This window comes from Lacisediminimonas sp. (assembly GCF_030645335.1).
In the GTDB taxonomy this organism is placed as follows: Bacteria; Pseudomonadota; Gammaproteobacteria; order Burkholderiales; family Burkholderiaceae_D; genus Lacisediminimonas.
In genome coordinates, this window is the sequence record NZ_JAUSNH010000238.1 from 1 (window position 1) to 10,585 (window position 10,585).

Sequence of the window (10,585 nt, forward strand, 5' to 3'; positions counted from 1 at the left end):
GGCATCGCGCCCGGCGGCGCCATCGACAGGCTGGCGCCGGCCTTGTCGTCGGCGGCCAGTTCGATCCGCTTCAGGACGCCGCCTTCGGACAGCATCACGTAACGCGGCTGGACTTCCTTGAGCACCACGCCGCTGGAAAATTCCTTGCCGACCGGGATGGCCTTGGGCGGCTGGCCGTCGGCGGTCAGGATCGCCACGCCATCCGCGCCCGACGCGATCACGCCGGTCAGCTGGTAGTTGCTGGCCACGGCGGCCATGGCCTGGCCACCGAACAGGGTGGCGGCCACTTCGGGCGACGGGTCGGCCATCGAGGCTTGCGGCATGGCGGCGAGCGGCCGCTGCGCCGGCTTGTACAGTTCCATGACCCAGTAGGCGATCGAGGCCGACAGCGCGATCACCGCGAGCAGGGTCAATAGTATTGGCAAACGCTTCATCACAATTCCTTGGTTACCGCACCAGCTGATTAATTTCGATGATCGGCATCAGCACCGCCAGCACGATCAGCAGCACCACCACGCCCATCACCAGGATCAGGACCGGTTCCAGCAGGCCCGCGATGGTCAGCGTGCGCCGCTCCAGGTCCGCCTGTTGCGAATTGGCCGCCCGTTCCAACATCGCCGGCAGTTCGCCGGTGATTTCGCCGGCGCGGATCATGTGGATCAGCATGGGCGGGAAATGCTTTTGCGCCGACAGCGCGCGCGCCAGGCTCACGCCCTCGCGCACGGCGCCGCTGGCCTGTTCGACCAGCTCTTTCATGGCCACGTTCGAAAGCGTGTCGCGGCTGGTGTCGAGCGCGTGCAGGATCGGCACGCCGGAGCCGGTGGTAATGGCCAGCGTGCTGGCGAAGCGCGCCGTGTTCAAGCTGCGTTCGAACTTGCCGTAGATGGGCGCGGTCAGCAGCCAGGCATGCCAGCGGCGCTTGAGCGCGGGATTCTTCAGGGCCTGGCGCACGCCGAAGCCGGCGCCGATCAGCATCACCAGCATGATGATGCCGTAAGCGCGCACGAAATTCGAAATGCCCAGCATGATCATGGTCAGCAGCGGCAGCTTCTGCTTGGTGTTGGTAAACACCGACACGATCTGCGGCACCACGTAGGTGAGCAGGAAGATCACGATCGCGAACGCCACCACGGTCACGATGGCTGGATAGGTGAACGCCATCCGCACCTTCTGCACCAGCGCGTTGCGGCGTTCGATGTAGTCGGCCAGGCGCGAGAGGACGCGGGCCAGGTGGCCGATCTGTTCGCCCGAGGAGACGAGCGCGCGGAAGATCTCGGCGAAATCGCGCGGGTGGCGCGACAGCGCATCGGAAAACGAGGCGCCGCCCATCACTTCGGAGCGGATCGAGGCGACCAGGTCGCGCACGTATGGCCGCTCGGCCTGTTCCAGCAAGGCGGTAAAGGCTTGCTCGAGCGGCAGGCCCGCTTCGAGCAGGCTGGCCAGCTGGCGCGTAAACAGCGCCAGTTCGACCTGCGACAGGCCCTCACCGAAGCCGCGCCGCGTGGCCGCGCCGGAAGCGTCGACCTGGGCCGCGATCACCTCGACGTTGAGCGGCGTCAGGCCCTGCACGCGCAGGTCGGCGCGCGCCGACTTGGCGCTGTCGGCATTGACCACGCCCTTGTGGGTGTCGCCCTTGTTGTCGACGGCTTCGTAGCGGAATGCTGGCACGGGCTAGTCCTTGGTAACGCGCAAGACTTCGGCCTGCGTGGTGGTGCCGTCGCGCAGCCAGCGCTCGCCATCTTCGCGCATGGTCTTCATGCCGACCTTCTGCGCGGCGCGGCGGATGTCCGCTTCCGAGGCGCGGTTGTGGATCTGCGCGCGGATCTCGTCGGTCGTCTGCAGCAGCTCGTATACGCCGACCCGGCCCTGGTAGCCCGTGTGGCCGCACTTGTCGCAGCCCACCGAGTGCCAGGTCTGGCCGTCGTTGCGCTTGCAGTGCACGCACAGCTTGCGCACCAGGCGCTGGGCCATCACGCCCAGCAGCGACGACGACAGCAGGAAGGGCTCGATGCCCATGTCGAGCAGGCGGGTGATGGCGGCGGCCGAATCATTGGTGTGCAATGTGGCCAGCACCAGGTGACCGGTCAGGGACGCCTGCACCGCGATCTGCGCGGTTTCCAGGTCGCGGATTTCGCCGATCATGATGACGTCCGGATCCTGGCGCAGGATGGCGCGCAGGGCCTTGGCAAACGTCATGTCGATGCGGGCATTGACCTGGGTCTGGCCGACGCCTGCGAGTTCGTATTCGATCGGATCTTCGACGGTCAGGATATTGGTGGTGCTGGAATTCAGGCGCGACATGGCGGCATACAGGGTCGTGGTCTTGCCCGAGCCGGTCGGACCGGTCACCAGCACGATGCCGTGCGGCTGTGCGATCAGGCGATCGAACTGCGCCTGTGCGTCATCGGCCATGCCCAGGTGCTGCAGGTCAAGCCGGCCCGCTTCCTTGTCGAGCAAGCGCAGCACGGCGCGTTCGCCATGGCCGGTCGGCAGGGTGGACACGCGCACGTCAACCGGCCGGCCGCCGACCCGCAAGGTAATGCGGCCGTCCTGCGGCAAACGCTTTTCGGCAATATCGAGCTGCGCCATGATCTTGATGCGTGAAATCAGCGATGCATGGATCGCCTTCTTGGGCCGGACCACGTCGCGCAAGCTGCCGTCAATGCGAAAGCGCACGACTGAAATCTGCTCGAACGGCTCGATGTGGATATCCGACGCGCCTTCGCGCAGGGCTTGCGTGAGCAGCGCGTTGATCATCCGGATCACCGGCGCATCGTCCGCCGATTCCAGCAAGTCTTCGATGGCCGGCATGTCGAGCATCAGCTTGGCCAGGTCGAGGTCGGATTCGTATTCATCGATCACCTGGGCCGCATCGCCGCCGGATGATGCATAGGCGCGGGCGATGGCGGCGTCTACTTCATCGCGCGACAGCGTGCGCAATTTTATCCGGCCAAAGCGGCGGCTGACTTCGGCAATCGCATGCGGCGGCGTGGCGTCCGACATCAGCACCTCGACCACGTTCTTTCCGGCGCCGCGCTGGGCCAGTACGGCATGGTCGCGCGCCCAGGCATAGGGCAGCAATCGTTCATCGATTGGCAGAGTACTCATGTTCGGCAATATCCTCTTGATCCTGCTGGTGCGCCCGGTTCGGTTCAGTTCAGCTTGCGCAGGTCCAGCGACGGATCGGAGGGCGCCGGCCCCGGACCCGTGGCTGGCGGCGCCAGTGGCGGCGGCGATGGCTCGGCGCCGGCAGGCCGCACGTTCATTACGCCGGCGCCTTCTATACGACCCTCGTCCATCGGCGGAAGTTGCGGCCCGTTCAGTTCAGGCAGGATCCAGGACGGCTTGGGTGGCGTGTTGACCTGGGCGTTGCGAATATAGTTGTAACGATCGCCGGCAACATTGACGCTTTGATCATTGGAGCGAACGATGGTCGGGCGCAAGAACACCATCAGGTTGGTTTTGACCCGGCTGCGGCGTTGATACTTGAAAAAATTGCCGAGCAGCGGCACGTCGCCCAGGCCGGGCACCTTTTCCACACCGTCGCGCGAGTTATCGTCGATCAGGCCGCCCAGCACGATGATTTGCCCGTCGTCGACCAGTACATTGGTATCGATCGAGCGCTTGCTGGTAATCAGCCCGGCGGAATTGCTGCTGTCCTGGATCGCCGAAGTCTCCTGGTAAATCGCCATCTTCACCGTCCCGCCTTCGGAAATCTGCGGCCGCACGCGCAGGGACAGGCCGATGTCGCGCCGTTCCACGGTCTGGAACGGATTGACGCCGGCGCCGCCGCCGGACGCCGGCGTGGTGTACTGGCCAGTGATGAACGGCACGTTCTGGCCAACGATGATGCGTGCCTCCTCGTTGTCCAGCGTAATCAGGTTGGGCATGGACAGGATGTTGGCGTCGTCGTCGGTCTCCAGCGCGCGGGCGATCGCGCCCAGTGTCAGTTCGCCGGCGATCTGGCGGAAGATGCCCAGGTTAAGGCCATTGCCCGGCGCGGCCGGCACGCCGGTGGTGGCGCGCGAAACTGCCTGGTTGATCAGGTTGTTGCCGCCCGACGAAAAGCCCGAGATCGAGCCGATCCGGTAGCGGCTGCTGGCGTCGCCCGACAGACCGGCCCACTGGATGCCGAACTCGGCAGCACGGTTGGAAGACACTTCGACGATCAGCGACTCGACATAAACCTGCGCGCGGCGGGCGTCGAGCTTGTCGATCACGGCGCGCAGGTTGCGGTAGACCGATTCATTGGCGGTAATGATCAGGGTATTGGTGGCGGCATCGGCCTGGATGAATCCGGCAGTGCCCCCCGTAGGCAAGGGCCCTTGCTGCTGGGCAGGCGAGGACGGTGGTGCGCTCAGCCCGGTCGTGGCTCCGCCCGGCGCGGTGGCCTGGCCGGCGGCCGGCGCAGCGGTCTGCTGCAGGCCCGGCGTGGTGCCGGCAGCACCCTGCACCTGTGCCGTCAGGCTGGTATCGGAGGCGACGACGGCGCGCAGTGTTTGCGCCAGCCGGGTCGCCTCGGCATTGCGCAGGTGCACCACATGCACATTGCCCACCGTGGCAGTCGGTACATCGAGCTTGGCGATCAGCGACTTGGCCAGGTTGGCCCTGGCGGCGGACGGCGCGCGGATGATCACCGCATTGGTGCGCGGCTCGGCCATCACGCCGATGCGTCCGGCTTCGCCGCCTGCTCCGGCCGCGCCCGGTTCCAGCAAGCGGTTCAGCATCACGGCCATATCGGTGGCGATCGCATGCTTGATTGGCACCACTTCAAGGTCACTGGTGGCCGGATTGTCCAGCGCGGCGATGATGCGTCCGATACGGCGCAGGTTGTCGGCATAATCGGTCACGACCAGGCTATTGGTGCCGGCATTGGCATTGATCGTATTGTTGGGCGAGATCAGCGGGCGCAGCACCGGCACCAGGTTGACCGCCGTTTCGTAGTTCAGCCGGAATACCTGGGTGGCGATCTGGTCGCCGCGCAAGGCGCCGGTCTGAATCGGCCCGGCCTGCAATTTTGCATCGGCTTCCGGCACCACCTTGTAAATGCCGTTTGCATTCACCACCGCATAACCTTGCAGCCGCAATGTCTGCGTGAGCAACTGGAATGCCTGCGTCTTGCTGACCGGCTTTTCCGCTACCAGGTTGATCGTGCCCTTTACCCGCGGGTCAACGATGAAAGTGTTGCCGGTGTAATGCCCGACCGCCTTGACCACCGACTCGATATCGGCGCCGACGAAATTGAGCGTGGCGTCATTGCCGGTCGGCTGTTGTTGCGCATGAACCACCGGAACCTGGGTGACGACCATGCAAGCCAGCAGGGCATGAACGAAAATGCGTACAGGCAAGCGCACAGCAGGACGCTGCGAAGCCATGAGCATGCCGGGAACCGTGTGTGGATTATTTTTTTTCATTTGAACTCGAGTTCGATGTACTGCCTGCCGCCTTCAGAGCGGCGCTGTCCCAACAGATTCAAAAGATTCGTCAGCCGCTCCTCGTCGCCTGGCGCCGCTTCGGCCCGGCCCGAAAACCGCAGCCGGCCCTGCTCCAGCCGGCCGCTGCCGGTCAGTACCAGCGGCCCGCTGCGGGTAGTCAGTTGCAATACCGCCTGCTCGCCGCGCCAATCGGCAGCCAGGGTGTACGCCCCCAGCGGCCGGATCGGCGACAGGCGTGACGCAATGTCGTCCATGTCCAGCTTCATCAGGCCAGTTACCTGCAGTGCCTTGCCCTGCCGCGCCAGCTGCAGCGGCCCCCAGGACAAATTCATCCGTCCCGATGGCCGCACGGTATTGAGCGGCGCACCCAACGCAGCCAGGCGCTCGGCCGGCAGCGCAATCGCAGCCGGGCTGACCTGCCAGCGATACCAGCCGCCATTGGCCGTGACGTCCTGCGACAGCGCCGCCGGATTGCTCAGGTTCAGGTGCACGCGACCAAGCAATAGCGTTGGCGACAAGGACCATGTAAATCGACCCGGCAACAAGGGCGTAACCGGCTCTGACCGGCCAGGCGCGGCCCCGATGAATGCCGAACCCTCCCACAAGCTGCCCTGCGGATCGCCCAGCGTCAGGCGACCACCGGTCTGATGTTCCACCAGCGGCGACATCCACGCAGCCGGCAGCGCGACGACCACGGTCACCGCCACGGCGAGCAAGGCCGACAATAGCCAGATCAAGCCGCGCAGCACTGGCCGGCTCCTGCGTCAACGCAACTTCTGCCACCATGGCAAGCTGCAGCTGCCAAGCAAATTCCTGAGCGCCTCATCATTCGCGACGCTGTTGACGCAACGTTAGATTCGCGTTGACCGAGTCGGGTTGAGTTTGCGCAACAATGCTGGTTTCCACAACGCTCATCCCCAAGCTTTTTCCGGCTTGATCAAGCCAGCCGACCAGCGCGGCGAATGACACGCCATTGAGCTGCAGCCGGACGAATTCCCCGCTGACGCTGATGGTTTGTGCTTTCAGGCCGGCGCCGGCCAGGCCGGCCTCCAGGCTCTCGCGCGTCACCGGCGCAGCCAGGGGCGCGCTGGCGGCGGAAGCGGGGGGGGCGGCCTGGATCTCGCGCGCCATCGACTGCATCTGCGCCACTTGCTGGCGCAGCGCCGGCAGGTTCTTGCGCAATTGCTCACGCCCGCTGATGGCGGGCTCGATCAATAACAGGTACAGCAAGGCCAGCACGATCGCCGCCGCCGCGGCCGCGATCATCTTGCGTTCCCGCGGATTGCGTGCCGACCAGTAATCGGCCAGCGGCTGGGCCGCTGCGCCCAGGCGCTGGCCGACACTGATGCTGCCCATCCGGTTTGCTGCGTTCATCTTGTGCTCCTGATTTGCCAGGATTGCGCGCCATCCTGCGCCGGCGCTGGCGATACCGACAGCGCCCGCGCCGCCAATGCGCTGCGCATCTGTTCGATGGAGGGACTGGCGTTGGGCTTGAAGCGCACCAGCAGGCTGCGGTCCTTGTAGTCGAGCGCGGCAATGAGCTTGCTTGCATCTGTTGCGCCGGCAGCGCCGGATGCCCGCGTTGCACCGGTGCTGCTGCGCCATGCCTCGCCAAAGCCGGCGGCCAGCGCCAGGAAGTCATCCGGCGCGGATTCTCCGGCAGTGCGCTTGGCGGCAGCCAGCTTTTGCCGCATCTGCGCCACCGGGTCGACGGCCGGCTCCTTGGGGAACGCGGTGCGGAAAATCTGCGTCAAGGTGGACCGCAAGGCGTCGGCGTCGCTGCGCATGCGCCACCAGTCGACCTGCAGGCCGACGACATTCACCGCCAGCAACGCGCCGGCCAGCACCAGCGGCAACCGCCAGGCGCGCCAGTTGACGGCCGGCGCAGACGCCATGCCCACGCCGCTCATCAGGTTGAGCGAGCCGGCCTCTTCGGCGCCGTCTATCCAGTTCTGCCAACCGTCTCCCTGCAAGCTGATGTGTTGCGCCAGCGGCCGCGCGGCAACAGCAGCGCGCCAGCCGTCCATTTCCGCATGCGGAACAAAGAGTTGCAACGCAGCATTCGGCACGATGGCCAGCAGCGCATCGATCACCTCGTCTGCCGCCGAAGCGGGCGAATCCGGCAGGATCGGCAGGCCGATGCCGTCCTGCTTCGACAGCCGCACGGCAAGGTCGATATCGCCTTCGAATACGGCCAGTCCGGCGCTGGCGCTGCCGGCCTCGAAGGGCAGGCAAAGTTGCGCCGGCACGGCCACGATATTGCGTGCGCCGGCAGCAAGCACGCTACGCGACAGCAAGTCCAGCCAGGCGCGCTGCACCACGGCCACCGTGCGCACGCCGCCGCTGCCGGCAGCCACCAGCACGCAATCGGCCGGGTCCGAGATCAGTTGGTCTTCTACCAGGTTGGGCAGGGCGGCCCGCAACCTGGCCGGCGACATCGGCGGCACCTGCACCGTCACCAGGCTGACATCGCTGGCCGCCAGGATCAGCACCACGCGCTGCGCCTGCGCCACGGCGGCCGCCAATGAAGACAGCGGCTCGACGCCGCTGGCTTCCAGCCTGGCCGTTGCCGACGCAATAGCGTAGGGGCAGGGCAGCCCGGTCCAGTGTCCTGCGCTTTCTGCGGCCACCTTGGATGGCATGCGCAGGTAAAGTGTGCTCACGGTTTGCGCCTCCTGTTGTTGGTCCTGGTCTGCATCCCGGTCAGTGCTCACGCACCCAGATGACATTGGTGCGCGGCCCGGTGCGCTCGATCAGCGCTTCCACGTCAAGGCTGGCGCGCGCCATCCGGACCCGGCCATTGACGATGAAAAAATTGGTGCTGACCGACAGCGCATTGGCAGGCACGCCGGCGTTGCTGCCCGCCAGCCGCTGGGTGACATCGGCCAGGTCGCGGAAGTGGGCGGTCTGCCGTGCATTCACCAGCGCGGCGGCGTCGCCCGGCGTCAGCTTGCTCACTTTGGCGCTCAGCACTTCGGCCGGCGCGGTGTTGGCGTTGACTGGCGTTGCGCGCGGCAGCACCACGACAAACGGCCGCAATCGCTCCACCTGCTCGCTGGTGAATCCATCCACGGCCAGCAAGTCATCCACTTGGGTCAGCGGCATTTGCTGCGCGAGCGCCGCCGGCTGCCCTGGCGTGGCGCTGGCAAGCGGCGCGGTGGCGCGCATCAGGTCGGCTGTCTTTTGCGCCAGCCCGGGTTCGATGCGCTGGCTGGCGAGCAACCTGGAAAAAGCCAGCACTTCGGCGGCATCGATTGCGCCGTTGGGCGCAATATTGGTCAGGTTAAAGCGCGCCTGCGCATCGATGATGCCGCCCGACAGCGCAGCGTCGGCAGCATCGCCTTGTGCCCGGCCATTTTCGACATACTGGTCGAGCCTGGTTTCAGACAGCGGCACCGCCCACGGTTCGTCGAGCGCGTCGATGGTGGAAAACTTCGCGTCTTCACGCAGGATCAGGCGCGCCCAGTCGAGCGCGCCGCGCAATATCCATTGTTTCTGCAATTGCAGGCGCTGGTTTTCTATTGAACGCACTTGCACTTGCTGCTGCCAGAACAGGCCGGCAACGATGGTGACGGCCAGCGTGGTCAGCAACAGCGCCGTCACCACGGCAACGCCGCGCTCGGCGCGCCCGACAATGAACTGTAGGCCAGGGCGCCGCATCAGACAGCGCCCAGCAAGAAAATCTTTTGCATCGGCGCATCCCGTCCGGCCAGGCGCAGCGTCATTTCAAGGCCGGTGTAGGCGACACGCGCAACCGGGATGCCGCTGCCCTGCGCAATCACCTGCGCTTTGCCGGAGCTGGTCTGCTGGCCCTGCTCACCGTCCGGCACATCGGCGGAGCGCCATCCACGCTTGTCTTCTGCCCATAGCCGCAGCGCCAGCGAACTCACGCCAGGCTGCAAGGCCACCGAATAAGCGGCTGCCATGCCCGACGACACGCTTTGCAGTTGCGCATCGATCTCGCGCAAGTCGCGCGTGGCGGGCATTTCCTGCCGCGTCAGTACATTTTCCGCCAACAGGTAAGTGACGACCTGCGCCCGCAGCGGCTGCCCCTCTGTCTGCACGGTACGCACCAGTGACAGGCGGGCATTGTCGATGCGCAGCACCTGCCGGTTCTGCAGCAGCACTGGCGAAGCAATCTGCGCACAGTCATTCTGCATCTGCGCGAACGCCAGTTGCAGGCCGCGGGTCTGCTCCATTTCTTCGATCAGCGCCGCACGCGAACGCACGATCGTGTCCAGGCCGCGCCATCCCATCACCGCCACCACCGCCAGCACGCTGATCGCCACCAGCAACTCGACCAGCGTCAGGCCGCGACGGCCGCGCCGCTGCACAAGCCTGGCGCGCCGCTGGAAGTCAGAGCGCATTGGGCACCACCTGGGCCAGCTTGATGATGCGCCGAGCGCCATCGCGGTTATCAAACACGCTCACTTCCACGCGCCGGAATGACGGGTTCGGCGTGGTGTACACGTTCTCTTCGCACTGCAAGGGCAGTTCGCCCTGCGGACATTCGAAGCTGCGCTGGCCCACCGCCGGCCATTCATGCGCCAGCCGGATTTGCGACAGCCGGTTCTCGGCCGACCAGGTCGCCATCATCGACGCCCGCAGGTCGCGGCTATTGGTAGTCAGGCTGCCGACCGCACGCAAGCTGGCGCCCAGCGAGGTACCGACGATGACCAGCGCCACCAGCACTTCAAGCAGCGTGAACCCGGCCTGGTATCGGTTGCTCATCGGCTTACTCGACCGTGAAATGACCGATGCCATCGGCCCGGATCGTTACTGAAACCTGGGCCGCTGCCAGTGTCAGCACGAAAGGCTTGTCGACCGGCTCGCGGCCGAACACGATGCGCAGCGGATTGGACTCGCCGGCCGAGGCCGGGGTAATCACCAGCGACACTGGAGGCCGCTTGAACGGGCGCGCCCGCAGCATCTGGTCGCCTTCCAGGCCGATCCATTTGTTTTCGTCGCGCACCAGGAAGCGGTAGCCCTCGGCATCCGACTCGAACGCAACCGGCCGGTTGCGCACGATGGCTTCGTCGCGCGCGAGCTGCATCAGCAGGGCGATGCGCTGTGCTTCGTTGTGCAGTTGCTGCCGTTGGTCCGGCATCGCATTGAATGCGACGAAACCCATGGCGATGCCGGCGATCACC

The 10,585-nt window shown here is 65.7% G+C and carries 11 protein-coding genes; all 11 read right to left on the bottom strand.

Annotated features, from left to right (window positions below; all coding sequences use genetic code 11):
• Positions 1 to 434: type II secretion system protein N (locus Q7T64_RS16170; protein ID WP_304797822.1), on the bottom strand; the 434-nt coding region annotated here is incomplete at its 3' end.
• A gap of 13 nt (positions 435 to 447) precedes the next feature.
• Entirely contained in the window at positions 448 to 1,668 is a 1,221-nt protein-coding gene (gene gspF, locus Q7T64_RS16175) for a type II secretion system inner membrane protein GspF (RefSeq protein WP_304797824.1), read from the bottom strand.
• A gap of 3 nt (positions 1,669 to 1,671) precedes the next feature.
• Positions 1,672 to 3,108: a type II secretion system ATPase GspE gene (gspE, locus tag Q7T64_RS16180; RefSeq protein WP_304797826.1), complete on the bottom strand. Its 1,437-nt coding sequence runs from the start codon at positions 3,106 to 3,108 to the stop codon at positions 1,672 to 1,674.
• Between the two features lie 44 nt (positions 3,109 to 3,152).
• Positions 3,153 to 5,414, bottom strand: a complete 2,262-nt coding sequence (gspD, locus tag Q7T64_RS16185) for a type II secretion system secretin GspD (RefSeq protein ID WP_304797828.1) — start codon at positions 5,412 to 5,414, stop codon at positions 3,153 to 3,155.
• Positions 5,411 to 6,184, bottom strand: a complete 774-nt coding sequence (locus Q7T64_RS16190) for a type II secretion system protein N (RefSeq protein WP_304797830.1) — start codon at positions 6,182 to 6,184, stop codon at positions 5,411 to 5,413. Before Q7T64_RS16190 ends, gspD begins: the two co-directional genes overlap by 4 nt.
• A gap of 76 nt (positions 6,185 to 6,260) precedes the next feature.
• Positions 6,261 to 6,809 (bottom strand): type II secretion system protein GspM, encoded by a 549-nt coding sequence (gene gspM, locus Q7T64_RS16195; protein WP_304797832.1) that lies wholly within the window; start codon positions 6,807 to 6,809, stop codon positions 6,261 to 6,263.
• Positions 6,806 to 8,098: a type II secretion system protein GspL gene (gene gspL / locus Q7T64_RS16200; protein ID WP_304797835.1), complete on the bottom strand. Its 1,293-nt coding sequence runs from the start codon at positions 8,096 to 8,098 to the stop codon at positions 6,806 to 6,808. The genes gspM and gspL overlap by 4 nt, the downstream gene beginning before the upstream one ends.
• Before the next feature lie 40 nt (positions 8,099 to 8,138).
• Positions 8,139 to 9,095: a type II secretion system minor pseudopilin GspK gene (gspK, locus tag Q7T64_RS16205; RefSeq protein ID WP_304797837.1), complete on the bottom strand. Its 957-nt coding sequence runs from the start codon at positions 9,093 to 9,095 to the stop codon at positions 8,139 to 8,141.
• Positions 9,095 to 9,802 carry a type II secretion system protein J gene (locus Q7T64_RS16210; protein ID WP_304797839.1) on the bottom strand — a complete coding sequence of 236 codons (708 nt, stop codon included), beginning with the start codon at positions 9,800 to 9,802 and terminating at the stop codon, positions 9,095 to 9,097. The genes gspK and Q7T64_RS16210 overlap by 1 nt, the downstream gene beginning before the upstream one ends.
• Positions 9,792 to 10,166 carry a type II secretion system minor pseudopilin GspI gene (gspI, locus tag Q7T64_RS16215; RefSeq protein WP_304797841.1) on the bottom strand — a complete coding sequence of 125 codons (375 nt, stop codon included), beginning with the start codon at positions 10,164 to 10,166 and terminating at the stop codon, positions 9,792 to 9,794. Before gspI ends, Q7T64_RS16210 begins: the two co-directional genes overlap by 11 nt.
• Before the next feature lie 4 nt (positions 10,167 to 10,170).
• The gene (locus Q7T64_RS16220; RefSeq protein WP_304797843.1) at positions 10,171 to 10,584 is read right to left on the bottom strand and encodes a GspH/FimT family protein; all 414 of its coding nucleotides are present in this window, start codon (positions 10,582 to 10,584) and stop codon (positions 10,171 to 10,173) included.
• Between the last annotated feature and the right edge of the window lies 1 nt (position 10,585).